This window comes from Burkholderia diffusa (assembly GCF_902499115.1).
Taxonomy (GTDB): Bacteria; Pseudomonadota; Gammaproteobacteria; order Burkholderiales; family Burkholderiaceae; genus Burkholderia; species Burkholderia diffusa.
Map to the genome: position 1 here is coordinate 68191 of NZ_CABVPN010000005.1, position 25731 is coordinate 93921.

Below are 25731 nucleotides of genomic sequence, written 5' to 3' on the forward strand. Positions count from 1 at the left end.
CGGCCGGCATCGGCCGCGCGACATTCAGCGATGTGGCGGGGCGAGCGCACCGTTCTTGTCCGCGCGGTCTCCGCCACGCAATCGTCGGACTACGGAGGCACCCTTGCACCTCGTCAATCACGTCATGAGCGTTCCTCACTGTGTCGATCGCCACGTCCTTCCGTCACACGATTCGCGTTGCCGCGCGCCGACGCGCCGGTAAGGTGATCCCGCTTTCCATACAGCAATATTCAAACCAGCGGCCCCTGCGTCCGGTTCCAATTCGCGCGGCACGCGCGGTTCGCTACGGAACGTTTCACAACTGCTACGAAGGTCACATCGGTGGACGGCCACGGTGCAGATAAACGGTCGACCGTGCGCGCGAGCGGTCCGGTCGCGTCATTCGAAGAATGGCGGCGTGGCTCGAGCGTCGACTGCCGCTCGAACGGTACCCGTCTTTCGAAGCGCATTGAATCGATTCGATATGCGAATTTTGTCTGGGCAATGAAAGGCGCGACGCGGATCATCCGGATCGGGTCATGGACAAATGATTTGCCCGTCGCGCCGCATCGCTCGCGCTGCCCGAGTCGACAGGTGCGAAATGTTGCGTATCTGTAACGCGCGGCCGGAATGCGGCTGGCGTGCCCGCACGACGGCCTTCCGGCGCGCGCGCCGGTGGTAGTGCGCACGTTTCCCGGCCGGGGTCCGTGCGCCGGCGCTTCGCGACTGACCGCGTCGCGAAGCGGCATCGCTCGAGGCGACGCACGTGCGATGAACAGACAATTCGCCGCGCAACGCGAACGGATCGCGATGCCGACCGCACATGCCGTGCCAAAAGCTGATTCGCCGGTGAATCAAAAACACTCGACCGCCGCCCCGGCCGCGCCCGCTGCCTGATCGTCGGTCCTTGCCGCACGGGGCCCGGCGGACGATGGCTCGCCGCTTGCTTGTTCTGGGCGGACAGGTGCGTTCCGACGTGTTCCAACGACAGCAGACGGACAGGGACGCCAAAGCAACGAATCCGGAAAGCGGCACGACACTTTCGTCCGGCGCGGAAGACGCCCGCGCTTGCACGACGAACGTGCGGCCACTTCCCATTGACATCCGCGCGATTCACGGCCCGGGCGCAAGCGCTCGGCTGCCGCCGTCGCCGGCACGGGGGCCAGGACATGAAGAACCGTCGGACGGTGTCGCTCTGCGTCGAAGGCATCCTGCTGCTGATCGTGCTGGCCTGCTCGCAGGTCGTGCACGACACCGCATCGCGGCCGTTCGTCGACGCGGTGCGCATCGGCATGCCAGCCGCAGGCGCGGCAGAGCGCAGCACCGCCTATGTCGGTGCCGCGCCGTTCGCGGTGCGCGCGTCGACCGACGCGGACGCGTTGCTCGAACCGGCGCCAGCCCATACCGAGCCGGTCACGTTCGATCCCGACTGGCTATTGATCCCCGGTGTCGCCTACCTGTGGCTGTTCACGCTTCTGACTTGCGTCTACGCGGCGCGGCATTACGTGTTCAGTCTCGACCGTCTGTTCAAGCCGCAGCACGCACCTTATCAGGCGGTGACCCATGGCGAATGGCCGCGGCTCACGGTGTTCGTCGCCGCGCACAACGAAGAAGCCGTCGTCGTCGATTGCCTGATGGCGCTGCTCGCGACGACCTATCCGCACGACCGGCTGACGATCATTCCGGTCAACGACCGCTCGACCGACAACACGCGCGCGCTGATCGACGAGGTGCAAGCGCTGGCGCCCGAGCTCATCAAGCCGTTTCACCGCGAGAGCGGCAAGCCGGGCAAGGCGGCCGCGCTGAAGGACGCGCTGCGCTTCATCCGCGGCGACATCATGGTGGTGTTCGATGCCGATTACCTGCCGCGCCCCGGGTTGTTGAAGGAACTCGTCGCGCCGTTCTTCGATCCGGAAGTCGGCGCGGTAATGGGCCGCGTCGTGCCGCAGAACGCCGACAGCAACCTGCTCGCGCGGCTGCTCGATCTCGAGCGCGCGGGCGGCTATCAGGTCAACCAGCAGGCGCGCAACAACCTGAACCTGGTGCCGCAGTACGGCGGCACGGTCGGCGGCATCCGCAAGGGTGCGCTCGATGCGGTCGGCGGATGGTGCGACGACATGCTCGCCGAGGATACCGACATGACCTATCGCCTGCTGCTGAGCGACTGGCGCACGGTCTACCTGAATCACGCCGAATGCTATGAGGAAGTGCCCGAGCGCTGGGCAGTGCGCGCGCGGCAACTGACGCGCTGGGCGAAGGGGCACAACCAGACGCTGCTGCGCTATTTCGGTCCGGTGTTGCGCAATCCGCTGATCTCGCGACGCTGCCGGCTGGACGGCGCGCTGCTGCTCGGCGTGTTCCTGATGCCCGCGCTGCTCGCGATCGCGTGGGGCACCGCGATCACGCTTTATCTGCTCAATGGCGTCAACTCGACCGCGCTCGGCTTGCTCGTGTCGTTGTTCGCGCTGTTCGCGTTCAGCACCTTCGGCAACTTCGGCGTGTTCTTCGAGATCGTCGTCGCCGCGCGGCTCGACGGTCGCGCGACGCGCCTGCGGCTCGTGCCGGTCAACGTGGTCGGTTTTTGCGTGACGATCGCGGCCGTGGTCTCCGCGCTATGGGGGCTCGTGCTCGATGCCGCGTTGCGGCGCGAACTGAAATGGGACAAGACCGAGCGTTTTCGCCGGCAATTGAAACCGGGGCGGTGAACGATGACGACCTTCAATGTGATGGTGCCGGTGGCAGGCGTGCTGAGCCTGCCGTTCCTGCCGCTGCTGCACGAGCTGATCCGGCGCAGCGACGTGGCGGCACTGCCGATCGGCGACGGGCCGTTCGTCGATCAGGCGCTGCTCGCCGCGCGCTGGCGCGATGCGCTGCGCGTGCACGTGGGCGGTGCGCGGCCGGCCGATTCGTCCGTGACGGCGCCGTGGCACGCGCTCGGGCTCCTGGTCCGGCATGACGACGAGATCCGCGTCGTGCACGACGAGCATTGCGAGGACGTGCTGTACGCCGATCGCGCGATCACGCTCGACCGCGGCGCGCGGGCCACGTATGCGTTCGCCGAGCAGCGCATCGACGTTCATGCCGGCGCGACGATCGGCATGCTCGCACACGCGCCGCATATCGACGTCGATAGCGCGGTGCTGCGCGGCGTCGTGGTGGGCGGAACGGTATACCTGCATGGTGCCGGCGGCTTCGCGTGCCTGTACGGCGAGCCGATCGTCTTCGGCAAGGTGCCGGTGCTACCGGCCGACGATACGGCCGTCGCGCCGCGCCGTGCGGTCTCGCTGACGCGCCACTTTTCCAGGCTGCCGCATCGCTACGTGCACGGCCGCTACCTGCTCTCCTGCGACGTGCGTCTGCCCGCACATACGGTCGTGCAGGGCAACCTCGTCGTGGACGGCACGCTGGTTCTCGGTGACGGCTGCGTGCTGCGCGGCAGCGTCAAGGCGCATCGCGTCGAGCTCGAGCGCCATGCATTCCTGCACGGCTCGGTGTTCGCGCGGGACGACGTGCTGCTCGCCAGCGGCAGCTGCATCGACGGCGTCGTGTCGGCTGGTGGGCTGCTGCGTCTGACCGGCGCGCGCATCGGCGTCACCGGTCATCCTGTCAGCGCCTGTGCGCGCGACGTCTCGGTCGTCGGCCATGCATGCGTGCACGGCGACCTCGTCGCATGCCGCAGCGGCTGGTTCCATGCATCCCGTTAAGGAGCACCTCCATGTCCGATCGATCCCGCCGTCGCCGCTCGCGCGCACCGGTCGCCGCACTGGCGGTGCTGTGCGGCGTTGCCGTCGGCCCGCTGCCGGTGCTCGCGGCGCAGCCGGATGATGCCGGCGCGCCGGCACCCGCGCAGTCGCCCGATGCCGCCGTGCCCGTCATCGTGCCGCGCATGCTCGACACGCCCGCGTTCGTGCGCGTGTCCGCCGATGGCCTGCCGGACGGTACGTCGCTCGCGGAATTCTCGCCTGACGATACGAACCGGCCGCCGTTGCCAGACGCCGTGATCGCGCACGTGCAGGCGCCGAGCGAACGGCATGCCGAGATGTCGCTCGGCGTGTCCAGCGCACACCTGACGCACGGGTATGGCGACTGGTACGGCGTGCACGTGCGCGGCGTCTATCAGGACGGCGGTCGCACGATACTCGGCGAGCTGGCGCAGCTGCATCGCTTCGGCGAGAGCACGCAGCTGGGCGCATTGACGTATGTGCAGGACCTGGGACCGGACTGGTTCGGCGGCATCGGTTTTTCCGGCACCACGTCCGGGACGATCCTGCCGAGCGCGCGCGTCGACCTCTCGATCAACCGCAAGCTGCTGTCCAACCGGTCGCTGATCGTGTCGCTGGGCGCGGGCTATGCATGGAACCGCAGCGGCCACAGGGATCAGCTGTATCACGCGGGCCTGATCTGGTATGCGCTGCCGAAGTGGATCTTCGAGGCGGGTACGAACTACACGGTCGATTCGCCGGGGTCGGTGAAGGCGCCGCAATACTACGGCGCGGTCACCTACGGCGAGGTCGGCAAGAGCGTGATCGTGCTGCGTGGCGGGTTCGGCCGCGAGGCGTACCAGGTCACCGGATCCGGTTCGCAGATCGCCGATTTCCGCAGTCATGAAGTGAGCGCGAAATGGCGCTACTGGTTCACGCGCAAGTGGGGTACGCAAGTCGAGTTCGACTACTACCATAACCCCTACTATTCACGGATCGGCGGCGAGCTGAGCGTGTTCTATCGCTGGTAGCAGGAGCGGACGCCATGCAGACGCATCCCGTCCGTCCTTCCGTCGACCGTTCGCTGCGGATCCACCCGCATCCGCAGCGCTGGCTGATGTCGATCGTGCTGCTGACCCCGACGCTCTATGCGTTGCTGTGGCTCGGTCTGCCGCTCGCGTGGCGCTACTGGCGCGCGGTCATGACGTGGGGGGCGCACGAGATCGATCCGGCATTGCACGTGATCGTGATCGGCTACCCGCCCGATGCGCCGCGCGTACTGCTGCTGTCGATCGATCTCGCCGCGCGAATGCCGAGCGGCACGCAGCTTGCCGTGACCGCCGTGCTATGCGCGATCGGCTTCGGCGCGTCGTTCTTCCGGCGTGCGAACTGGTTGCCCGTTGCATATCTGTTACGTATCGCGAGCTTCACGCAGCTGCTGATCTGCGCGTATTTCTGGTTCGCACCGGACGCGTTCCCGTATGTGCCGATGCTGCATCTGCGTGACATGTTCGTGCTGCACGGCGCGGCGATCACGCTGATTCCGCTGGTGATGGCGGCGCTGTACTATCCGCTCGATTTCACGCTGCTGCAGAAGATCGCCGCATCGCTTCTCGTGGTCGGCTACTTCGTGTTTGCGCTGCCGTTCGTGATGCTGCTGCACGCGGTCGTCATCCACCATGGCTCGTTGCTGTTCCTGCCGTTCTGCTATTTCGTCCTCGGCGGCCCGCTGCTGATCGGCCTGCTCGTCACGCTCTACACCTACTGCGCGAGCTGGCCCGGCTCGCTGACGAATCCGTCCGACGATTCGCGCTGATGGCGCGTGAAAACGCCGCCGTATCAGTGATGAAACGAATCGGCCGCGTTTTTTGCCGCACCGCACGGCACGCGACGCACGGAGCGAGCACGACAGGGCTTCCGGAGCCAATGGCACGTTGTTCGCTTCTCTTCCTGCGTCGCATCGATTCCTTTCCAACGGAGAAGACGGCCCGGCCGCCGACGGCCGACGTCTCTCGATGTTCGACGAACTGGGCAGCCGCACACATCTACCGGGCAAGGTGGGCCGAGCTGGCGGCACGCGCTTCGCTGCTGTGGCGCCACCCATTCCTTGAGCGAGGAGCACACCATGTTGGCAAAGTCAGGCAAGTTCTTGCGGATACTATTCGCGCTGTTCGCGCTGGCGTTCGCATTCAGTCCGGGCGGCGTTCGGGCGGCCACCAACCAGCTTCTCCTGTTGGTGCCCGACACGCTGACGCTGCCTGATCCTCGCGTGTCCGCATGGCTCGATACCGCGCAGGAGGAAGGGTTGCAGATCACGGTGATGACCGACAGCCAGTTCATGGCCGCCGGGTCGTCGCTGTCGCAGTATCCCGGCCTGATCCTGCCGGACCAGGTTCATACGACGGCCGACGACACGCTCGTGACGGCGATCCAGAACTACGCGCTGAACGGCGGCAAGGTGATGCTCGTCTACGATTTCGGCGTACTGAATTCGGCCGGATTCTACGTGAGCCCGAAGTCTCGTTTCAGCAACATGGTCGGCGTCGACTACGTGTTGTATGACCAATACGGCGGCAACATGATCGGCCTCGGCAACGTGACCGGCATGAGCAGCTGGCTGCGCACGCTGCAGGTGCCCCCCGGCAAGTCGATGGCATGGACGACGACGACTTCGGCGACCACGGCCGCCAGCCCCACGACGTCGTTCGCATCGACGAGCAGCTCCGGCTCGTCGAAGACGTCTGCGTCGACGTCGGGCACCAACGCGCTGTTCCTGCCCGCCAGCCCGTCGAACCCGGGCGGCCTCGCCAATTACAACCACCAGGCATGGTTCCAGTACACCACGTCGCCCACCGGCAGCGGCCTGCTGACCCAGACGCTGCCGAAGCTGACCGGCACCGTGACCGGCAAGCTGAAGAAGACCACCACGTATAGCGCCGGTTCGCTGCTGAGCACCTCGACCGGCACGACGTCGACCGCGCTTGCGTCCACGCTGGCCACCACCGACACGCTCGAAGGCATCTCCGGCTACGTGTACGGCTTTCTGACCTATCCGAGCTTCGTGACGCAGGGCACGTATTCGGGCACGACGATCCTGACGTCGCCGAACTTCGGGCTGGTGTCCGGCTACAACCCGTACGGCAACGGCGGCGTGCTGTTCGTCAACCTGCCGCTCGCCTACCTCGACGGCCAGACCGACGGGATGCTGATCCACGGTTACCTGCATTATTTCGGCACGCAGATGCTGAACCTGCCGTCGCTATCGCCGCTGCCGAAGGCGGTGGGAGGGATCGTGTTCGACTGGCACTTCTGCGCTGAGGACCAGATCCAACCGGCGCTTTACCTGAAGAGTCTCGGCGTATGGAACAACGGTCCGTTTACATTTTCGGTGACGGCGGGGCCCGACGAGGCAACGTTCGGCGACGGCAATGGCATCAACCTCGCCAACAACCCGACGGCACAGAATCTCCTCAAGTATCTGGTGAACAAGGGACATCGCGTCGGCAGCCAAGGCGGATGGATTCACGACTACTGGGGGGCGTATGCCAGCGAAACGAACCAGAGCACGTTCCAGCAGTATCTGGTGATGAACCATCAGGCGGTCCAGGCCGCGACCGGCGTGCCGGACGTGGAGTATGCGGCGCCTGAAGGCAATACGCCCACCTGGTCCGTAAACTGGCTGGAAAGCAACGGTTTCAACGGATATTACTTCACCGGTCACACCGGCTCGGCGCCGACCCGCGCATATAGAAATGGTGCGCTACTGAATCCCGGACTGTGGGCTTATCCGGTGTCGCCTTTCGGCAAGTACGCGACCTTTGAAGAATTCCAGCAATACGGGGTGCCGACATCCGACGTGAACAACTGGTACGCGAGCCTGCTGAATTTCGTCGCCGCAAACCATACCAGCCGGATGATTTACGCGCACCCGATCGGCGCGTCGTCTTATACGTCGACGTTGTCCGCGATCTTCACGCAAGCCAATACGCTGAAGTTCGCGGGGCAGTTCCGGTGGTACACGATGAGCGACATCACGATCTTCGACCGGGCGCGCCTGAACGTCACGTGGTCGGCCACCGACACGGGCAGCGGCTGGGCATTCTCGGCCAGCCACCCGACGAGCCTGACGAACATGACGTGGCTGCTGCCGAAGGCTGCGTATGCGTTGCCGATCATCACGCAAGGTAGCGGCAGCGTGAATATCACCGACTCGACGTACTGGCTCGTAACCGCGAATAGCGGCACCAGCCTCAAGTTCACCAGCGCCAAGGTGCACTGAGCCGCAACGTCGATACACTCGCCGGCGCGCGACGCGGCCAACGCCGCGCCCGGCGAATTGCGCAGGACTACCGCGCAGGAGCCCCCCCCATCATGAACCGGCCCGCGCTTTTCCCGGCCGCACGCGCGTGCGTGGCGGCCTTCGTCAGGCAGTGCCATGCGTGGCGCGTTGCCTGTTGCGTCGCCGCGTGCTGCTCCGTGCTGCACGTCGGCGCCGCCGAACTTCAGCTGAACGGGCTGTATCAACGCCCGGACGGTGCGATCACAGTGCGCCTGAACGGCGCCGGCATCGATCCATATTTCGCGGCGAAGGCGCTGCTTGCCGCCGCCGACACCCGCATGGATGCCCGCCAGGCGGCACTCGCATGGATCGCATGGGTGTTGCCACGCCAGCGTCTGGACGGGGGATTCGACCGCTTCTGCGTGAAGAGCGGACTGACCAGCCCGTGCGCGGAAGCCGACGCGGACGACGCGATGATGGCGACCTGGATCGAGCTGCTCGCGCGCTTTGCGCCGCCCGACGGGATGCCGGCGGCCTGGGAACTCAGCCTGAACCGCGCGGGCGCGCACCTGGACACGCTGCTCGACAAGGCGAGCGGCGTCTATCAGATTTCGTCGTCGCTGCATGTCGCGCTGCTGATGGATAACGTCGAGGTGCACAGTGCGTTCCAGGCACTCGCCGCGTATTACGTGCGCCGCGCCGATTACGTGCATGCGGGGCCGTGGAGCCAGCGTGCCGACCGGCTGTCGTCCGCGATCGTCAAGGTGTTCTGGCGCGGCACGCAATCCGGCTTTCGCGCGAGCACGCAGAAGATCAGCGACACGAGCTTCTATCCGGCGAAAGTCGCGCAGATCTTTCCGATCCTGTCCGGCATCCAGGTGCCTGACCAGTCGAACGAGACGATCTATGCGCAGTGGATGCAGAAGTACGGCAAGACCTGGATGCAACTCGCCGGCTCCGATTTTCCGTGGGGGCTGATCGCGCTGGTCGCCTACAAGATGAACGACTGGAGCACCGTCGCCTGCTGGTATGCGCGCTCGGGCCCGTACCGTCATGGCGCGCACTGGAACGTACTGGAGGAGGCGCTGTACCTGGCATTCGAAAGCCGGATGACCGATCCGCTCGCACCCGCCAAATGCGGGTTCACGACGGCGGAGGTAACGGTGACCGGATCGCGCTGACACGACGGCGCACGGTCGATGAACGGAAACAGGGAAGGAGACGTGTCATGTGTGGCATCGTCGGCGCGGTCGCGCAACGGAACATCGTTCCGATTCTGATTGAAGGTTTGCGCCGCCTCGAATATCGCGGCTACGATTCATGCGGCGTGGCGACTGTCGTCGACGGGCAGGCGCGCCGAGAGCGCAGCGTGTCGCGCGTCGCCGATCTCGACGCACACGTGCGCAGTGCCGGGCTGTCCGGCAGCACCGGCATCGCGCACACCCGGTGGGCGACGCATGGCGCGCCCGCGACCTGCAATGCGCATCCGATCTTCTCGCGCGACGAAATCGCGCTCGTGCACAACGGCATCATCGAGAATCATGAAACGTTGCGCAGGCAACTGTCTGACGAGAACTATCAGTTCGATGGCCAGACCGATACGGAGGTCGTCGCCCATCTGATCCACAGCAAGTACCGCGGCGATCTGCTCGCCGCCGTGCGCGATGCGACGTCGCAGCTGCACGGCGCCTACGCGATCGCGGTGTTCAGCAAGCATGAGCCGGAGCGGCTGATCGGCGCGCGGGTGGGATCGCCGCTCGTCGTCGGCCTGAAGGATGACGAATGCTTTCTCGCGTCCGACGCGCTCGCGCTCGCCGGCATCACCGATCGCTTCATCTTTCTCGAGGAAGGCGACATCGTCGAACTGACGCCGGGCGGTGTGCGAATTCTCGAACGCGGCGGCACGCCGGTCGATCGCCCGATCCAGACCGTCTCGTCGGCGCAGGCCGCGGTCGAGCTCGGGCCGTACCGGCATTTCATGCAGAAGGAGATTTTCGAGCAACCTCAGGCCGTGGCCGCGACGATTCCCGATGCGGGGCTGTTCGATCCGGCGATATTCGGCCCGGATGCCGCGCGCGCGTTCGAACAGATCGACAACGTGCTGATTCTCGCGTGCGGCACGAGTCACTATTCCGGCCTGACCGCGCGCCGCTGGCTCGAGACGATCGCGCGCCTGCCCGCGCAGGTCGAGATCGCGAGCGAATACCGTTACAGCGACGCGCTCGCGCTGCCGAATACGCTGGTGGTCAGCGTGTCGCAATCCGGCGAGACTGCCGACACGCTCGCCGCGCTCAAGTTTGCACAGGCGCTCGGCCACATCGATACGCTGGCGATCTGCAACGTGCCGACCAGCGCGATGATGCGTCAGACCGGCCTGCGGTTCCTCACGCGCGCGGGCCCGGAAATCGGCGTCGCGTCGACCAAGGCGTTCACGACGCAGCTCGTCGCGCTGTTCATACTCGCGGTGACGCTCGGTCGGCTGCGCGGCTACGTCGACGATGCGCAACTCGCACGTTATACGACGCAGTTGCGACGGCTGCCGAGCGCGCTCGAGGATGTGCTCGCGCTCGAACAGCAGATCGAGCGCTGGGCCGCGGAGTTCTCGCGGCACGAGAACGCGCTGTTCCTCGGGCGCGGGCTGCATTACCCGATCGCGCTCGAAGGAGCGCTGAAGCTGAAGGAGATTTCGTACATTCACGCGGAAGCGTATCCGGCCGGCGAACTGAAGCACGGGCCGCTTGCGCTCGTGACGCACGCAATGCCGGTCGCGACGATTGCGCCGAACGACGCGCTGCTCGAGAAGCTCAAGTCGAACATGCAGGAAGTGCGGGCGAGGGGCGGGCAGCTTTACGTATTCGCCGATGCCGATACGCGGATCGATAACAGCGAAGGCGTGTCGGTGCTGCGAATGCCGGATTACTACGGGCTGCTGTCGCCGATCCTGCACGTCGTGCCGCTTCAGCTGCTCGCGTATCACGCCGCTTGCCTGCGCGGCGCGGATATCGACAAGCCGAGGAACCTGGCGAAATCGGTGACGGTGGAGTAGCGCAAGGGAGTCGAAGACGCGTGTGGCAGTCACGCATTCCGTCCGACCTCGCAACCGAGGCGGCCCGAACCGGCGCTGTCATACCGACGCATTCGTGCGAAGATTCACGATCCGTTCCGGCAACCGAACCCGAGACCGTCGTGATCCGATCGAACCCCGAGGGCAACCCGCAAGCCGGCCATCCGCCGTGGATGGCCGTCGCACTGGCCGAGCTGGGCATTCGCCGCTTCCCGCCCGGCAGCATCAATCCGCGCATCGTCGAGTACAACAACCACACGAACCTCGTCGGCTACGACGACAAGATTTCGTGGTGTTCGTCGTTCGTCAACTGGTGCATGACGCATGCCGGCATCCGCGGCACGGGGTCGGCGCTCGCGCGTTCGTGGCTCGAATGGGGGCGGCCGCTGGAGCGCCCGGTGTACGGTTGCATCGCGATTCTGACGCGCGACGACCCCGTGAGCTGGAAGGGGCACGTCGGGTTCTATCTACGTCACGACGACGAGCGTGTCCACCTGTTCGGCGGCAATCAGCTCGAAGAGGTGCGCGAACTTGCGTATCCGGTGAGCGAGGTGATCGGTTACCGGTGGCCGGACGCGGGCTGATCGCGCCGCACGCCCGGCCTCCCGCGCACGGACGACGGCGCCGGCGTCGCACGGCGGCCGCGGTCAATCCTGCGCGGCGGTGGCAGCGGCGGCCACGGCCTGCGGTTCACCCGCCGCCTCGTTCCTGCTCCACCCGCCGCCGAGCGATCGATACAACGCGACCGCCGCCAGCGCATGCTCTCGCCGGACCTGATTGAGCGCATCCGAATCCCGCAGATACACTTCCTGCGCCGACAGCACGTCCAGAAAATCCGTCGCGCCGCCCTTATAGAGCTGGTTCGCCAGCCCGAGCGCCTTGTCCGACGCAGAGAGCGCGCTGTCGAGGCGCCGCGTCGCTTCATCGCTGCTGACGAGGTTCGCACGCGCATCCTCGACATCCCGCAGCGCCTGCAGCATCGTCTGCCGCAACCCGAGTTCCGACTCGCGCATTCGGCTTTCGCTTTGCGTGATGTCGGCGGTGATTCGCCCCGCGTTGAAGATCGGGCTCGTCGCGCTCAACGCCGCGCTGAACAGGTTATCGGTCAGCGTCGGCAACCCGAGATACGACGCGGCCAGAATCCCGTCCGTCAGGTTCAGCGAGAACTTCGGATACCGCTCGGCCTTCGCGACACCGACCTGCGCCGCGCGCCGCTCGACCTGTGCGTAGGCGGTGAGCACGTCCGGCCGGCGCAGCAGCGCCTGCGATGGCAGCGTGGCGGGCGACCCGGCAGGCGGCGCCGGAATCGCGCCGGCCTGCGCGAGCATGATCCGGTCGTTCGACTCGGGCGTGCGGCCCGAATACACGGCGATCAGGTTGAGCTGATGCGCAATCTGCGCGCGCGTCGGCGGAATCCGCGCTTCGAGCGCATCGAGCTGGTTCTGCGCGCGCGTGACGTCGAGCTCCGTCGACAGCCCGAACGCCTGCCGCTTGCGCGTGAGTTCGAGCGCATGCCGGCGGATCGCCGCGTTGTCCTGGAGGATCTTCAGCTCCTGTTGCGCCCAGCGCAGGTCGACATAGGCCGAGGCCGCATCGGCCGCGAGCGCGAGCCGCATCGCGTCTTCCGCGTGCTTTTGCCCGACCAGCTCGGCCTGCGCGGCCAGCAGGTCGAGCCGTTCGCCGCCGAACACGTCCGGCGACCAGCTCAGCGCGAGTCCCGCGCCGGCCTGCCGCACGTAGCCGAGCGGCGGCGGCGTGTTCTGGCGCGTGTCGGCCGCCCGCGCGGTCGCGTCGAGTTCGGGCAGCAGCACCGCGCGCTTCTGCACGGTCAGCGCCTGCGCTTGCTTCACGCGTTCGGCTGCGGCCTGCAGATCGAGGTTGCCGTCGAGCACGGTCGCGATCAGCCGGTCGAGCTCGGGGTCGTTGAACTGCGCCCACCATGCGGCGGCGTCGATGTCCGCACGCGGCACGTCGGTGTCCCACGCGGCGGGCGCGAGCGATTGCGCGGAATCCTGCAGCGCCGGGTGCTGCGCGGGCTGCACCGCACACCCCGCGGCGAATGCGCTGACGGCCAGCGCGACGAGTAGCTTTTTCATGATGACGACCTTGGCTTCAGTGCGCGTCCGGCGGCGGCGCGTTCAGGGTGATGGGACGGGAAAACGCGACGGCAAGCAGCGCGACCACGAAGCACAGCGACAGCGTGTAGTACGCATCCGCGTAGGTGAGCGTCAGCGCTTCGCGATAGATCAGGCGATGCAGGTTCGCGAGGCCGGCCTGCGCGGTATCGAGCGTGTTGCCGGCCACCGAGGTCCAGTACGCGGCCTGGCGGTCGAGCAGCGACGCGACCTGCGGCTCGCCCGCGCTCACGTGTTCGTTCAGGCGCAGGTAGTGGAAGTTGAGCCGGTCGTTGAGCATCGTCGCGCTCACCGCGATGCCGATCGCACCGCCGAGGTTGCGCATCAGGTTGAACAGGCCGCTCGCCGACTTCAGCCGCGACTGCGGCAGCGAGCCCAGTGCCATCGTGACGATCGGCGGCACGCTGAATTGCTGGCCGATGCCGCGCAGCGCCTGCGGCAGCAGCAGCTCCCGCCAGCCCCAGTCATGCGTGATCGGCGTATACAGGTAGCAGCCGAGGCCGAAGCAGATCAGCCCGAACACGAGCAGCACGCGCATGCTGAGGTAGCGTGCGGCGAATGCATACGCGCAGAGCGCGAGCAGCTGGAACGCACCGACCGACAGCAGCGCGATGCCGATCTGCAGCGAGCTGAACGCGCGCACTTGCGCGAGAAACAGCGGTGTCAGGAACACGGTGACGAAGATCCCGATGCCCGTCACGAACGACAGCAGGCTTCCGATCCCGAAGTTGCGCACGGCGAGCGCGCGCAGGTCGACGATCGGGTCTTCCGCGGTCAGTGCGTGCACGATGAACAGGAAGCCGCAGATGCCGGAGATCCACGCGCAGATGACGATCGCATCGTCGCTGAACCAGTTCTTGCGCGGGCCTTCTTCCAGCACGTATTCGAGGCAGCCGAGGAAGCCCGACATCAGCGCGATGCCGAGATAGTCGCCGCGCTTGATGAGGCTGAGATCGGGTTCGTCGATGTGCACGTAACGCGGCACCAGCGCGGCCACGGCGATGCCCGGTACGAGATTCAGATAGAACAGCCAGTGCCACGACCATTGATCGGTGATCCAGCCGCCGATCACCGGCCCGATCGCCGGCGCGAGCGACGCGAGCGCGCCGATCGTCGTCGACGCGATCAGCCGCTGCTTGCCCGGAAACAGCACGAACGCGGTCGTGAACACGGTCGGGATCATCGCGGCGCCGAGCGCGCCCTGCAGCCCGCGGAACAGGATCATCGAGTTGATGTCCCACGCGAGCCCGCACAGCATGCTCGTGATCGTGAAGCCGACGGCCGACGCGACGAACAGCCAGCGCGTCGACATCACCTTCGACAGCCAGCCCGACATCGGGATCACGATGATCTCGGCGATCAGGTAGGCCGTCTGCACCCAGGACAACTCGTCCTGGCTCGCGGACAGGCCGCCGCCGATGTCGCGCAGCGACGACGCGACGATCTGGATGTCGAGCGTCGCCATGAAGAAGCCGACGCACATCAGCGCGAACGCGAAGACGCGCTGCTTCGTCGGTTGCGACGCGGGGTCGCCGGAAAAGGCGGTGGTCATCGCAGGCTCCCGTTCAGTTCGCGTGGTCGGTATGCACGGTCACGACCGCGGAGAGGCCTGGACGCAGCACGTGCTCGATGCCCGGCTGCGGATCGAGATGCACGCGCACCGGCACGCGCTGGACGATCTTCGTGAAGTTACCGGTCGCGTTCTCGGGCGGCAGCACGCTGAAGGTCGCACCGGTCGCGGGCGCCAGGCTGTCGACGCGGCCGTGCAGGCGCGTGCTCGACGCGTCGAGCGCGACGTCGACGCGATCGCCGGCGCGCATCTTGCGCAGCTGGTCTTCCTTGAAGTTCGCGTCGATCCACAGCCCGGACACGGGCACGACCGTCAGCAGCGGCACGCCGACGTTGGCGAGCATCCCGACGCGGCCCGTGCGGTTGCCGACGTAACCGTCGACGGGCGAGCGGATCGTCGTGTACTCGACGTTGAGCGCCGCGACGCGTTGCGCAGCGAGTGCCGTGTTCACGCGGGCCCGCGCATCGGTGAGCTGCGCGCCGAGCACGTCCAGCTGCCGCTTCGATGCGAGCAGCGCGGCGTCGCTGCGCGCGACGGCCGCATCCGCCTTCGAATAGTCGGCATCCGCGCGTTCGACGATCTGGTTCGACACCGCATCGGATTTCACGAGCTCGCGGTAGCGCACACGGTCGGACGACGCACGCGTGAGCTCTGCCGACGACGCATTCCTGTCCGCGGCATGCTGGCCGATCACCGCGTATTGAAGTTGTTGCTTCGCTTCGAGTTCGGCCACCGCGGCGCGCGCGCTGTCGACTTCGGCAGTCGCCTGCGCGAGCTTCGCATCGTAGTCGCGCGCATCGAGCTGCACGAGCACGTCGCCGGCCTTCACGCGCTGGTTGTCGGTCACGAGAATCCTGTCGACGAAGCCGTTTACCTTCGGCGCGAGCACGGTGACGTCGCCGCCGACGTACGCATCGTCGGTGCTTTCCTGGAAGCGCAGCACGAACAGCCAGTCGAGCGTCGCGGCCGCGACCGCGACGACGACGGCGGCCACCGCGATGCGCATCCACGGCACGCGGCGCTGCTGCCTTGCCGGCCGGTCGGTTGTGGCTGCCTCGCGGGAGGCGGCGGCTTGGGTCGTTTCCATCGAATCACCTATGCATATGCACTTACTGAAGCGACCGACGATGCGTCGCCGATCGGGGAGGGGGTTAGCGTTCCGGGAGGTTGTGCGTGATCCGGAACAATTCGTCTCTGAGGCGGGCGGCCTGTGCCGACCCGAACCGCTGCTCGAACGCCTCCTGCGCGGCGAGCCAGTGCACCTGCGCTTCGGCGATCTTCGTTTCGCCTTGCGCGGTCAGCGCGAACGTCTGGCGGCGGCAACGCGGCTCGATCCTGCCCGTGACCAGCGCCGCGCCGACCAGCGGCTTGAGCGCGCGCAACAGCGCGGTGCGCTCGATCACCAGCACCGCCGACAGCATCGCCATCGTTACGCCCGGGCGCTCCCTCAGCAGCGCGAGAATGCTGTACTGCGACGGCGTGACGCCCGCCCGCGACAGGTAGCGCTCGTAGAACTGCGAGATCCGCCGGGCGGCTTGACGGACCGCGAAGCAATCATCATCGGTAAGCGTGGTCTTGTGCATGTGCACATGTTAGGTCGCGGACCGGCCTGAAGCGAGTGGCGGTGCGGGATCAGATTGGTGCCGTGGCTGTACCAATCGACGATGGAACGGCGCGTTTTTGCGCCGGATCAGGCAGCGGCCGGAACAATCCCGCCTTGGCGGTCGCAGTACGCGGCCGTGTAGTCGATGAATGCCTTGACCTTCGCCGGCAGCAGCGCGCGGTTCGCGTAAGCGAGCTTGATTTCGACGAACGCGTCGACGAGGTCGGCACCGTCGAGCAACTGCACGAGCGCGCCCGACGCGAGCTCTGCTTCGACGAGCGTTCTCGGCACGACGCCGATACCGAAGTCATGCATCACCATTTCGCGGTTGAAGACGGGGCTGTTCGACGAGATGTCGAAGCTCAACGGCACGACCAGCGTGTCACCGTCGACGCGGAACGACAGCGCGGGCCGGCGCAGCGACGGCGACATCGGGATGAACGCATGACCGGCGAGGTCGGTCGGCGTTTCGGGACGCGCATGCGTGCGCAGATACGCGGGCGTCGCGACGATCACGACGGGTATGCGTTCGACCAGCCGCACGACGGTCGTCTCGCTCGTCAGCATGTACGGCACGACGATGCCTATGTCGTAGCCTTCGCCGACGAGGTCGACCGGGCGCTCGGTCAGCGTGACGTCGAGGCGCACCTTCGGATGCGCGGCCTTGAAGCCGGCGATCAGCGGCACGAGCCGGTTGAGCGCGGCCGTCGTGTGCGCGACGAGGCGCAGCAGCCCCTCGGGCTCGCGCGTGTGCGACTGCGCCTGCGCTTCCAGCGAATCGAGTTCGTCGAGCACGGCCGCGCAGCGTTCGTAGATGCGCTCGGCGGTCTCGGTCAGCGAGACCTGGCGCGTGGTCCGGTGCAGCAGGCGACTGCCGAAGCGCGCCTCCAGATCCGCGACCGCCCGCGACACGACCGGCCGCGCGAGGCCGTGCATGTCGGCGGCGCGCGTGAAGCTGCGCATTTCCACCACCGACCGGAAGATCCGCAGCTTGTCGATGTAGTCCATGTCCGTCTCCTCGAGGCGATGGCGGGGCGCCCGATGCACGCGGCCGGCCCGGCCATGTTACGGCGGAGTGTACATTGACTTTATGCATATGCACATATAAATTGCCGATCATGAACGATATCCAGATCGCCCAGGCCTGCAATTGCCTCGCGCTGCGTCAGGCGGCGCGCTTCGTCACGCAACTTTACGAGCGACATCTGGCCCCGGTCGGTGTCACGCCCGCGCAGTTCTCGATCATGGCGAATCTGTCGCACCGGCCCGGCCTGGTGATGAGCGAACTCGCCGACACGCTGGTGATGGATCGCACGACGCTGTTGCGCGCGCTGAAGCCGCTGCAGCGCGACGGCTTCGTTGCCGCGGCCGCATCCGAGCATGACGCGCGTGCGCACGCGCTCAGCCTGACGAAGCTCGGCGAGCGCACCTACGCGCAGGCGAAAGTCGCGTGGCAGGCCGCGCAGGACGAGTTCGAGACGCAGTTCGGCCGCGGCCGCGCCAAGGCGCTGCGCGACGAGCTGTTCAGCCTGACGGCGCAGCGATAGGCGCAACGCGCGCGGTAGTATGACAAAAGCGATCCGGATCCACCGGACGAGACACGAGGAGTCCCCCATGCTGCAGTTGAGCGAGCGCGACGATGCGATGTTGCGCGGCGCATTCGGCGACGGCGTCGCGCGTGCGATGCGGATCGTCGCGCGCACGGCCGACGTCATGTCGGCGCCGCACCTGATCGACATCACGTCCGCGCATATCGACGGCTGTCTTTACCACGGCCAGACCAGCCTCGACTTCGTCGAATATTTCGTCGACACAGGCGCGCGGGTCGCGGTGCCGACCACGCTGAACGTCGGGTCGCTGGACCTGATCCATCCCGAGCTGTATCACGGCGACCGCACGATCCAGCGCGATGCGCAACGCCTGATGGACGCGCATCTCCAGCTCGGCTGCGAGTCCAGCTTCACGTGCGCGCCGTATCAACTGAAGAATCGTCCGCGCCTGGGCGAGCAGATCGCGTGGGCCGAATCCAATGCGATCGTGTTCGCCAACTCGGTGCTCGGCGCGCGCACCAGCCGCTACGGCGACTTTCTCGATCTGGCCGCCGCGATCACCGGGCGCGCGCCGTACGCGGGGCTGCACGTCGAATCGAATCGCGCGGCACGGATCGTGTTCAACGCGCCGGACTTCGGCAACCGGCCATCGCGCGACATCTACTTCGCGGCGCTCGGATTGCTGATCGGCCGGATCGCCGGCGCAACCGTGCCGGCGATCGTCGGGCTGCCGGCCGACACCACCGAAGACGAACTCAAGGCGCTCGGCGCGGCCGCCGCATCGAGCGGCGCGGTCGCGCTGTTCCATGCGGTGGGCGTCACGCCCGAGGCGCCGACGCTCGACGCCGCGCTGCACGGGCAGGCGTCGCAGCGAACCGTCGATGTCGCGATGGCCGATCTCGACGAGATCCGCCGCACGCTGAACCACGGTGCGGCCGGCGATGCGCTCGTCGCGGTCGCGCTCGGCACGCCGCACTTCTCGCTGGCAGAATTCCGCACGCTCGACGCGCTGCTCGACCAGTTCGACGGCAAGCCGAAGTGCGATTTCTACGTGAACACGAGCCGCTTCATCCTGTGGGAACTGGACGAGCTCGGGCTTGCCGGCAAGTTCGACGCGCGCGGCATCCAGATCGTCGTCGACACCTGCACGTACATCACGCCGGTGATGAAACAGCTGTCGGGCCTGGTGATGACGAACTCGGGGAAGTGGGCGTCGTACGCGCCCGCGAACATTGGCGTCACGGTGGCGTACGGCAGCATGCGCGAGTGCGTGCGCTCCGCGTTCGAAGGAAAGGTGCGATTCGATGACTGAAGCAATGGTTCGGAAACTGACGGGCGATACGCTCGTGCCGGGCAGCGCATGCGCGAAGACGATCGTGCTCGACAAGCCGCTCAGCTTCTGGGGCGGCTACGACTCGGGCGCGGGGCGGATCGTCGATCGCGGGCATCCGCAGGCGGGTGCGAGCCTGGCCGGCCGGATCATGGTGATGCCGCACGCGAAGGGATCGAGTTCGAGCAGCAGCGTGCTCGCGGAAGCGGTGCGCAATGGCACGGGGCCGGTCGGGATCGTGCTGAAGGAGCGCGACCTGATCATCTCGATCGGCGCGATCGTCGCCGCCGAACTGTATGCGATCGCGGTGCCGGTGGTGTGCGTGACCGATGCGGTGTACGACGCGATCGTCGCCGCGACGGGCGACGTGCGGATCGAGGCAGGCCAGGGTGACGGCTGCGCGCGGATCGACGTCGGCAGCTGACGCGTCACGCGCTCGCCGGCTCGGAGGAAGCGGGTGTGCGGCGTGTCTTCCCGCACGAGCGACAGCGCATTTCTTGCCGGCCATCTCGCGCTTGCCGCCCGGTCGTGCGGGCCGCCGGATTTCGGACCATACAATTAGGCCGAACGCCGAACGCCGAACGCCGAACGCCGAACGCCGAACGCCGAACGCCGAACGCCGAACGCCGAACGCCGAACGCAGGATCGTGCTCGGCGCGAAGCGGCCGATTGCCGTTCGACCGAACGATGAAATCCCGACCGGGCGCGTGGTGCCGCCTGCGTTCGCCGGTCATTCGCGCGTGGTCGCGGCGGCGGCTTCCCGATAGGCGCTCGGCGTCTGCCCGGCCCAGCGCCGGAATGCCCGCGTGAAATTCGCCGGATCGGTGAACTGCAGCCGCTCGGCGATCGTCTTCAGGTCGAGATCCGACGCGGACAGCAACTGCTTCGCGTCGCGAAACCGCGCTTCGTCGAGCAGTTGCCGGTAGCTCGACCCGGCTTCCTCGAGCCGGCGCCGCAACGTGCGCGTCGATACGAGCAGCGCGTCGGCGAGCGCCTCCGGACTTGAATAGTTGCCGGCCGTTCGCGCCAGTTCCGCGCGCACGCGCTCGACGAGATCGCCTTCCTCCTGACGCACCTGCGCATACTCGCGCTCGACCTGCACGAGCGCTTGCCGGTGCGCGACTTCGTCGGCGAGCGGCAGCGGCCAGTCGAGTACGTCGCGGGCGATCCACAGCGCGTTCGCCGCACAGCCGAATTCGACCGGCGGCAGCTGGTCGCGATAGCGTGCGAAGTAATCGGGCTGCGGCCATGCGAAGCGCAGCGCGATCGGCGGCGATGCGCGCCCGGACCACTGCGAGATGTTCTGCGCGAGCCCCGTCAGCACGAACTCGAACATCACGTGATGTTGCAGCACGGGGCTCGCCTGCACGCCGTGCAGTTCGAGCGTCGCGCCATGTTCGTCCTCCGCATAGGTCAGCCGATACTGGCGGTTGCGCATCCGGAAGTAGCGCTGCGTGACGACCAGCGCTTCGCGGATGTCCCGCGCGGTCAGCGTCGCATATCCGAGGAAGCCGTGCACGGTCGGCTTCAGCAGCAGCCCGAACGCGAGCCCGATGCCCGGATCGCCGCCGATCTCGATCGCGTTGAGCACGAGCCGGCCCCATTGCGACGGCGCGACGCGCGCGTCCGGTTCGGCCAGCACGGCGTCGCGCAGCCCGGTTCCCGCGCGCACGGCGGCCGGATCGACGCCGCGCTCGGCGAGCGCCTGCAGCAGCAGGCGCGTATAGGCGACCGGAATCGTCGGCCGGCGTAGCCCGAGGTGGTCCTTGCGTGACGGGGAGGTCATGTCGATTTGGCCGAAAATGACAAGCATTATGGCTGTTTGCCCCCTCACGTTCAAGGCGGCGCGCGGCCTACGATGGCACGTATCGATTATTGGCAGACTCACCATGACGACTTCCTTTCCCCACCTGCTCGCGCCGCTCGACCTGGGCTTCACCACGCTGAAGAATCGGGTGCTGATGGGCTCGATGCACACGGGCCTCGAGGACAGCCGCAAGACGCTGCCGCGGCTCGCCGACTATTTCGCCGAACGCGCGCGCGGCGGCGTCGGCCTGATCGTGACCGGCGGCTTCGCGCCGAACGTGGCCGGCTGGACCAAGCCGTTCGGCGGCACGCTGATGACGTCGGCCGGCGCGCGGCGCCATCGCGTGATCACCGATGCCGTGCATGCGGACGACGGCAAGATCGCGCTGCAGATCCTGCATACCGGCCGCTACGGCTACCACCCGTTCGCGGTCGCGCCGTCGAAGATCAAGTCGCCGATTTCGCCGTTCGCGCCGCACGAACTCAGCGCGCGCGGCGTGGAGCGGCAGATCCGCGCGTTCGTCCGCTGCGCGCAGCTTGCGCGCGAGGGCGGCTACGACGGCGTCGAGATCATGGGCTCCGAGGGCTACCTGATCAACCAGTTCATCTCGATGCATACGAACAAGCGCAGCGACCAGTGGGGCGGTTCGTACGAGAACCGGATCCGGCTGCCGATCGAGATCGTCGAGCGCACGCGCGAGGCGGTCGGCCGCGACTTCATCCTGATCTACCGGCTGTCGATGCTCGACCTGATTCCGGACGGCAGCGACTGGAGCGAGACCGTGCAGCTCGCGAAGGCCGTCGAGCGCGCGGGCGCGACCATCATCAATACCGGGATCGGCTGGCACGAGGCGCGCGTGCCGACGATCGCGACCTCCGTGCCGCGCGGCGCGTTCGCGTGGGTGACGAAGAAGATGAAGGGCGAGGTCGGCATTCCGCTCGTGACGACCAACCGGATCAACCGGCCCGAGGTGGCCGAGCAGATTCTCGCGGACGGCTGCGCGGACATGGTGTCGATGGCGCGCCCGCTGCTCGCGGATGCCGAGTTCGTCGTCAAGGCCGCGCAAGGTCGGGCAGATGAGATCAACACCTGCATCGGCTGCAACCAGGCGTGTCTCGATCACGCGTTCAAGAACAAGATCGCGTCATGCCTGCTGAACCCGCGCGCATGCCACGAGACCGAGCTGGTTTATACGCGCGTGCAGCAGCCCAAGCGTATCGCGGTGGTCGGCGCGGGGCCGGCCGGGCTCGCGTGCTCGACCGTGCTCGCGCAGCGCGGCCACCACGTCGATCTGTTCGACGCGGCGCCGGAGATCGGCGGCCAGTTCAACATGGCGAAGCGGATTCCGGGCAAGGAGGAGTTCGACGAAGCGCTGCGTTATTTCGGCCGTCAGGTCGAGCTGACCGGCGTGAACCTGCACTTGAATCGTCGCGTCGACGCGAGCGACCTGATCGCCGGCGGCTACGACGAGATCGTGCTCGCGACCGGCGTGGCGCCGCGCGACCCGAAGATTCCCGGCCAGGATGGGCCGAACGTGCTCAGCTACATCGACGTGCTGGCCGGCGGGCAGCCGGTCGGCCGGCGTGTCGCGGTGGTCGGCGCCGGCGGCATCGGCTTCGACGTCGCCGAATATCTGGTGCAAGGCGGCGAGTCGCCGACGCTCGATCTGGAAGAGTGGAAAGCGGAGTGGGGCGTGACCGATCCGGCCGCGACGCGCGGCGGCGTGACGCGCGCGCAGGTCGCGGCGCCGGCTCGCGAAGTGACGCTGCTGCAGCGCAAGGCCGCGCCGCTCGGCAAGGGGCTCGGCAAGACGACCGGCTGGATTCACCGCGCGACGCTGAAGATGAAGCAGGTGAAGATGATCGGCGGCGTGAACTACGAACTGATCGATGCGCGCGGGTTGCACGTATCGTACGGCGAGCAGCGCACCGATCATGAACTGATCGAAGCCGACACGATCGTGCTGTGCACGGGGCAGGAACCGCAGCGCGCGCTGCTCGCGCCGTTGCAGGCGGCCGGACGCTCGGTGCATCTGATCGGTGGTGCGGAACTGGCCGCCGAGCTCGATGCGAAGCGGGCGATCGATCAGGGCTCGCGGCTCGCGGCGCGGCTGTAACGGGCGCCGTTCCGGGTTGCGAAGCGGCGGAGTGCGTCACGCGGCGATGACCCGCCTGCGCGACGCCTCGCGACTTCCCGCGCGGTGATTCATTCGACGTGCCGGGGCATGCGGACGACCTGGAAAGGATGCACCGCGTCGCCATGCAACGTGGCGACGCGATTCTGGCAGAACACCATTCGCCACTGGCCGGCGGACGTCAGGCCGCTTCGGCCCGCTCTTCCTCTTCCGCTTCCAGCATCGCCTTGACGATCAGGTAGACGGCCGGCAGGTCGTCGTCGTCGCGACGCCAGTCGACCGGCTCCTCGACATCCGCTGCGACCAGCCGGCTATCGCGCAGGCGGATGAACGCATCGACGACGGTCGGATCGTTGCGGCTCAGGAAACCGGTATTCGAGAACGCGAGTTCCTCGACGTTCAGCAGCGCCTGCCAGCTCATTGTGCGGACGGCGGCCGGATGCGTGCGGCGTCGCAGGCCGAGCGCGCGTTGCGCGGGGCCGCCGACGACACGCTGCAGGTCGACGACTGCCCGCTGCGCGGCACGCTCGAAGTGCGCGGGGTTGAAGCCGGGTTGCTCGGGATCGAATGCGGATGACTGGAACATGGTCGCCTCACAAAAGTCCGTCCGTCATGGGTGACGGAATTCGGGTCAAATGGTGCAAAAGCACTGTAAATATATACAGTGTTCGAGGCGGTTTCAAGTCCTGAATGCACGTCTGCTTGCCGGCACGGGGGCGAGCGCGGCGGCGACGCTGCCCGACGCGCGCACCGCGCGGCTTTCGCGAACGATTTACACCGACGCCGCGATCGTCTCCCGCAACCACCGATGAGCGGGATCGCGATGCACGCGCTCGTGCCAGAGCATCGACATTTCGTAGCCGGGCACCTCGACCGGCGCGTCCACCACGCGCAGCGCGGGCACGTCGCGCACCAGCCGCTCGGGCAGCATCGCGACGAGATCCGTGCTGGCGACGGCCGACATCACGAACAGGAAATGCGGAACGGACAGCACGACACGCCGTGCGGCACCCGCCTTCGCGAGCGTTTCGTCGGTCACGCCGAAGAAGCCGCCCCCGTCGGGCGACACGATCACGTGTTCCAGCGCGCCGAACTGCGCGAGCGTCGGGCGCCGCTTCAGCTTCGGATGACCGGCGCGGCCGACGAGCACGTAGCGCTCGACGAACAGCGGCAGGCGCCGCATCCCCTCCGGCGAACCTTCTGTCGTGTGGAAGGCCAGGTCGATGCCGTTTCGCTCCGCGTCCTGCTCGATGCGCGGCGGCACGAGCTCGACGACGGCGAGTCGCGTCGCGGGGGCGGCCGATCGCAGCGTGTTCAGCGCGGGCAGGACGATCGTCGATTCGCCATAGTCGGTCGCGGCCACGCGCCACGTGTTCGTCGCGGTCGCGGGATCGAACGGCGTGGCCGTCAGCACCGCGCGTTCGACTGCTTCGAGTGCATCCCGTAGCGGCGCGCGCAGCGTTTCCGCGCGCGCGGTCGGCCGCATCCCGCGCGGCCCCGGCAGCAGCAGTGGATCGCCGAACAGATCGCGCAGTTTCTGCAACTGCACGCTGACCGACGGCTGCGACATGTTCAGTTTCTCGGCCGCCCGCGTGACGTTGTGCTCGGCGAGCAGCACGTCGAGCGTGACCAGCAGGTTCAGATCCAGTCGTCTGAGATTGTTCATGGCTATACCTGGAATATCGGGAATTCATTTCCAATATACCGTCGGCGACGGCATCCTGCAGTCATTCAATCAACGGAGTGACGAACATGAATGTGCTGATCGTTTATGCCCATCCGGAACCGCGTTCGCTGAACGGCGCGCTGCGCGACTTCGCGGTCGAGCATCTCCAAGCCGCGGGCCATGCCGTGCAGGTGAGCGATCTGTACGCGATGAACTGGAAGGCCGCGTTCGATGCGCATGACGTGACCGACCGTGCGCCCGACGCGCGCTTCGATCCCGCGCTCGATTCGAAGCGCGCGTTCGAAACGGGCACGCAGCGCGACGACATCGCGCGCGAACAGGCCAAGCTGAAGTGGGCCGACGCGGTGATCCTGCAGTTTCCGCTGTGGTGGTTCTCGATGCCGGCGATCATGAAGGGCTGGGTCGAGCGCGTGTATGCGTATGGTTTTGCGTACGGCGTCGGCGAACACTCCGACCAGCATTGGGGCGACCGTTACGGCGAGGGCTCGCTGGCGGGCAAGCGGGCGATGGTGATCGTCACGACGGGCGGCTGGGAGTCGCACTACAGCGCACGCGGCATCAACGGGCCGATCGACGACGTGCTGTTTCCGATCCAGCACGGGATCCTGTATTACCCGGGGTTCGACGTGCTGCCGCCGTTCGTGATCTACCGGACGGGGCGGATGAACGACGTGCGCTTCGACGAAACGCGTGCTGCGCTCGGCAAGCGTCTGGACGAACTGTGGACCGCGCAGCCGATTCCGTTCCGGCGGCAGAATGCGGGCGATTACGAGATTCCGGCGCTGACGCTGAAGGCGGAGATCGCGCCGGGCAAAGAGGGATTTGCCGCTCATCTTGCGCACGCGTATTGATTGCGCTTGAGAGGCCGTCGCGGGAAGTGCGGTGTGGGCAT

The 25731-nt window shown here is 66.9% G+C and carries 22 protein-coding genes; 13 read left to right on the top strand and 9 right to left on the bottom strand.

Features of this window, described 5'->3' with window-relative positions:
• Positions 1 to 230: 230 nt before the first annotated feature.
• The gene (locus BTE28158_RS06635) at positions 231 to 668 is read right to left on the bottom strand and encodes a hypothetical protein (RefSeq protein ID WP_151048342.1); all 438 of its coding nucleotides are present in this window, start codon (positions 666 to 668) and stop codon (positions 231 to 233) included.
• 480 nt (positions 669 to 1148) lie between these two features.
• On the opposite strand from BTE28158_RS06635, the gene BTE28158_RS06640 reads away from it, so the two are divergent.
• The 8 genes from BTE28158_RS06640 to BTE28158_RS06675 all read left to right on the top strand — a co-directional run bounded on the left by BTE28158_RS06640 (position 1149) and on the right by BTE28158_RS06675 (position 11607).
• Positions 1149 to 2684, top strand: a complete 1536-nt coding sequence (locus BTE28158_RS06640; RefSeq protein WP_151048343.1) for a glycosyltransferase family 2 protein — start codon at positions 1149 to 1151, stop codon at positions 2682 to 2684.
• A gap of 3 nt (positions 2685 to 2687) precedes the next feature.
• The gene (locus BTE28158_RS06645; protein ID WP_151048344.1) at positions 2688 to 3683 is read left to right on the top strand and encodes a bactofilin family protein; all 996 of its coding nucleotides are present in this window, start codon (positions 2688 to 2690) and stop codon (positions 3681 to 3683) included.
• Positions 3684 to 3694: 11 nt separating this feature from the next.
• Complete coding sequence (locus BTE28158_RS06650; RefSeq protein WP_124621008.1) at positions 3695 to 4711, top strand: YaiO family outer membrane beta-barrel protein; 1017 nt, start codon at positions 3695 to 3697, stop codon at positions 4709 to 4711.
• Positions 4712 to 4725: 14 nt separating this feature from the next.
• Complete coding sequence (locus BTE28158_RS06655) at positions 4726 to 5496, top strand: hypothetical protein (RefSeq protein WP_151048345.1); 771 nt, start codon at positions 4726 to 4728, stop codon at positions 5494 to 5496.
• A gap of 309 nt (positions 5497 to 5805) precedes the next feature.
• A complete protein-coding gene (locus BTE28158_RS06660) occupies positions 5806 to 7959 on the top strand; it encodes a polysaccharide deacetylase family protein (RefSeq protein ID WP_151048346.1) in 2154 nt (717 codons plus the stop codon).
• A 92-nt stretch (positions 7960 to 8051) separates the two neighbouring features.
• Positions 8052 to 9140, top strand: a complete 1089-nt coding sequence (locus BTE28158_RS06665) for a hypothetical protein (protein ID WP_151048347.1) — start codon at positions 8052 to 8054, stop codon at positions 9138 to 9140.
• Between the two features lie 47 nt (positions 9141 to 9187).
• A complete protein-coding gene (glmS, locus tag BTE28158_RS06670; protein WP_151048348.1) occupies positions 9188 to 11005 on the top strand; it encodes a glutamine--fructose-6-phosphate transaminase (isomerizing) in 1818 nt (605 codons plus the stop codon).
• Positions 11006 to 11196: 191 nt separating this feature from the next.
• A complete protein-coding gene (locus BTE28158_RS06675) occupies positions 11197 to 11607 on the top strand; it encodes a TIGR02594 family protein (RefSeq protein WP_059532397.1) in 411 nt (136 codons plus the stop codon).
• A 63-nt stretch (positions 11608 to 11670) separates the two neighbouring features.
• Here BTE28158_RS06675 and BTE28158_RS06680 read toward each other — a convergent pair whose 3' ends face one another.
• The 5 genes from BTE28158_RS06680 to BTE28158_RS06700 all read right to left on the bottom strand — a co-directional run bounded on the left by BTE28158_RS06680 (position 11671) and on the right by BTE28158_RS06700 (position 17339).
• The gene (locus BTE28158_RS06680) at positions 11671 to 13119 is read right to left on the bottom strand and encodes an efflux transporter outer membrane subunit (RefSeq protein ID WP_151048349.1); all 1449 of its coding nucleotides are present in this window, start codon (positions 13117 to 13119) and stop codon (positions 11671 to 11673) included.
• Between the two features lie 16 nt (positions 13120 to 13135).
• Positions 13136 to 14710 carry a DHA2 family efflux MFS transporter permease subunit gene (locus BTE28158_RS06685; RefSeq protein WP_151048350.1) on the bottom strand — a complete coding sequence of 525 codons (1575 nt, stop codon included), beginning with the start codon at positions 14708 to 14710 and terminating at the stop codon, positions 13136 to 13138.
• Positions 14711 to 14723: 13 nt separating this feature from the next.
• Positions 14724 to 15815, bottom strand: a complete 1092-nt coding sequence (locus BTE28158_RS06690) for an HlyD family secretion protein (protein WP_151048351.1) — start codon at positions 15813 to 15815, stop codon at positions 14724 to 14726.
• A 64-nt stretch (positions 15816 to 15879) separates the two neighbouring features.
• Positions 15880 to 16311, bottom strand: a complete 432-nt coding sequence (locus BTE28158_RS06695; protein ID WP_059601511.1) for a MarR family winged helix-turn-helix transcriptional regulator — start codon at positions 16309 to 16311, stop codon at positions 15880 to 15882.
• 107 nt (positions 16312 to 16418) lie between these two features.
• A complete protein-coding gene (locus BTE28158_RS06700) occupies positions 16419 to 17339 on the bottom strand; it encodes a LysR family transcriptional regulator (protein WP_059601513.1) in 921 nt (306 codons plus the stop codon).
• Between the two features lie 110 nt (positions 17340 to 17449).
• Here BTE28158_RS06700 and BTE28158_RS06705 point away from each other — a divergent pair, with 110 nt between their 5' ends.
• From BTE28158_RS06705 to BTE28158_RS06715, 3 genes are all read left to right on the top strand, one after another.
• Positions 17450 to 17878 carry a MarR family winged helix-turn-helix transcriptional regulator gene (locus tag BTE28158_RS06705; RefSeq protein WP_059601516.1) on the top strand — a complete coding sequence of 143 codons (429 nt, stop codon included), beginning with the start codon at positions 17450 to 17452 and terminating at the stop codon, positions 17876 to 17878.
• A 67-nt stretch (positions 17879 to 17945) separates the two neighbouring features.
• Positions 17946 to 19193 (top strand): aconitase X, encoded by a 1248-nt coding sequence (locus BTE28158_RS06710; RefSeq protein ID WP_124621034.1) that lies wholly within the window; start codon positions 17946 to 17948, stop codon positions 19191 to 19193.
• Positions 19186 to 19635, top strand: a complete 450-nt coding sequence (locus BTE28158_RS06715) for an aconitase X swivel domain-containing protein (protein ID WP_151048352.1) — start codon at positions 19186 to 19188, stop codon at positions 19633 to 19635. Before BTE28158_RS06710 ends, BTE28158_RS06715 begins: the two co-directional genes overlap by 8 nt.
• A gap of 306 nt (positions 19636 to 19941) precedes the next feature.
• On the opposite strand, the gene BTE28158_RS06720 is transcribed toward BTE28158_RS06715, so the two are convergent.
• A complete protein-coding gene (locus BTE28158_RS06720; protein WP_151048353.1) occupies positions 19942 to 21024 on the bottom strand; it encodes an AraC family transcriptional regulator in 1083 nt (360 codons plus the stop codon).
• A 76-nt stretch (positions 21025 to 21100) separates the two neighbouring features.
• Here BTE28158_RS06720 and BTE28158_RS06725 point away from each other — a divergent pair, with 76 nt between their 5' ends.
• Positions 21101 to 23134 (top strand): NADPH-dependent 2,4-dienoyl-CoA reductase, encoded by a 2034-nt coding sequence (locus BTE28158_RS06725; RefSeq protein WP_151048354.1) that lies wholly within the window; start codon positions 21101 to 21103, stop codon positions 23132 to 23134.
• A 199-nt stretch (positions 23135 to 23333) separates the two neighbouring features.
• Here BTE28158_RS06725 and BTE28158_RS06730 read toward each other — a convergent pair whose 3' ends face one another.
• Both BTE28158_RS06730 and BTE28158_RS06735 read right to left on the bottom strand, forming a co-directional pair.
• Complete coding sequence (locus tag BTE28158_RS06730; protein WP_059601528.1) at positions 23334 to 23738, bottom strand: DUF2471 family protein; 405 nt, start codon at positions 23736 to 23738, stop codon at positions 23334 to 23336.
• A 186-nt stretch (positions 23739 to 23924) separates the two neighbouring features.
• Entirely contained in the window at positions 23925 to 24818 is an 894-nt protein-coding gene (locus tag BTE28158_RS06735) for a LysR family transcriptional regulator (protein WP_151048355.1), read from the bottom strand.
• A gap of 86 nt (positions 24819 to 24904) precedes the next feature.
• Here BTE28158_RS06735 and BTE28158_RS06740 point away from each other — a divergent pair, with 86 nt between their 5' ends.
• Complete coding sequence (locus tag BTE28158_RS06740) at positions 24905 to 25690, top strand: NAD(P)H-dependent oxidoreductase (protein WP_151048356.1); 786 nt, start codon at positions 24905 to 24907, stop codon at positions 25688 to 25690.
• Positions 25691 to 25731: the final 41 nt, after the last annotated feature.

Bases quoted from the DNA above. Each gene is read 5' to 3' on its own strand.
- BTE28158_RS06640 (WP_151048343.1), top strand. From the start codon at position 1,149: ATGAAGAACCGTCGGACGGTGTCGCTCTGCGTCGAAGGCATCCTGCTG.
- BTE28158_RS06645 (WP_151048344.1), top strand. From the start codon at position 2,688: ATGACGACCTTCAATGTGATGGTGCCGGTGGCAGGCGTGCTGAGCCTG.
- BTE28158_RS06650 (WP_124621008.1), top strand. From the start codon at position 3,695: ATGTCCGATCGATCCCGCCGTCGCCGCTCGCGCGCACCGGTCGCCGCA.
- BTE28158_RS06655 (WP_151048345.1), top strand. From the start codon at position 4,726: ATGCAGACGCATCCCGTCCGTCCTTCCGTCGACCGTTCGCTGCGGATC.
- BTE28158_RS06660 (WP_151048346.1), top strand. From the start codon at position 5,806: ATGTTGGCAAAGTCAGGCAAGTTCTTGCGGATACTATTCGCGCTGTTC.
- BTE28158_RS06665 (WP_151048347.1), top strand. From the start codon at position 8,052: ATGAACCGGCCCGCGCTTTTCCCGGCCGCACGCGCGTGCGTGGCGGCC.
- glmS (WP_151048348.1), top strand. From the start codon at position 9,188: ATGTGTGGCATCGTCGGCGCGGTCGCGCAACGGAACATCGTTCCGATT.
- BTE28158_RS06675 (WP_059532397.1), top strand. From the start codon at position 11,197: ATGGCCGTCGCACTGGCCGAGCTGGGCATTCGCCGCTTCCCGCCCGGC.
- BTE28158_RS06680 (WP_151048349.1), bottom strand. From the start codon at position 13,119: ATGAAAAAGCTACTCGTCGCGCTGGCCGTCAGCGCATTCGCCGCGGGG.
- BTE28158_RS06685 (WP_151048350.1), bottom strand. From the start codon at position 14,710: ATGACCACCGCCTTTTCCGGCGACCCCGCGTCGCAACCGACGAAGCAG.
- BTE28158_RS06690 (WP_151048351.1), bottom strand. From the start codon at position 15,815: ATGGAAACGACCCAAGCCGCCGCCTCCCGCGAGGCAGCCACAACCGAC.
- BTE28158_RS06695 (WP_059601511.1), bottom strand. From the start codon at position 16,311: ATGCACAAGACCACGCTTACCGATGATGATTGCTTCGCGGTCCGTCAA.
- BTE28158_RS06700 (WP_059601513.1), bottom strand. From the start codon at position 17,339: ATGGACTACATCGACAAGCTGCGGATCTTCCGGTCGGTGGTGGAAATG.
- BTE28158_RS06705 (WP_059601516.1), top strand. From the start codon at position 17,450: ATGAACGATATCCAGATCGCCCAGGCCTGCAATTGCCTCGCGCTGCGT.
- BTE28158_RS06710 (WP_124621034.1), top strand. From the start codon at position 17,946: ATGCTGCAGTTGAGCGAGCGCGACGATGCGATGTTGCGCGGCGCATTC.
- BTE28158_RS06715 (WP_151048352.1), top strand. From the start codon at position 19,186: ATGACTGAAGCAATGGTTCGGAAACTGACGGGCGATACGCTCGTGCCG.
- BTE28158_RS06720 (WP_151048353.1), bottom strand. From the start codon at position 21,024: ATGCTTGTCATTTTCGGCCAAATCGACATGACCTCCCCGTCACGCAAG.
- BTE28158_RS06725 (WP_151048354.1), top strand. From the start codon at position 21,101: ATGACGACTTCCTTTCCCCACCTGCTCGCGCCGCTCGACCTGGGCTTC.
- BTE28158_RS06730 (WP_059601528.1), bottom strand. From the start codon at position 23,738: ATGTTCCAGTCATCCGCATTCGATCCCGAGCAACCCGGCTTCAACCCC.
- BTE28158_RS06735 (WP_151048355.1), bottom strand. From the start codon at position 24,818: ATGAACAATCTCAGACGACTGGATCTGAACCTGCTGGTCACGCTCGAC.
- BTE28158_RS06740 (WP_151048356.1), top strand. From the start codon at position 24,905: ATGAATGTGCTGATCGTTTATGCCCATCCGGAACCGCGTTCGCTGAAC.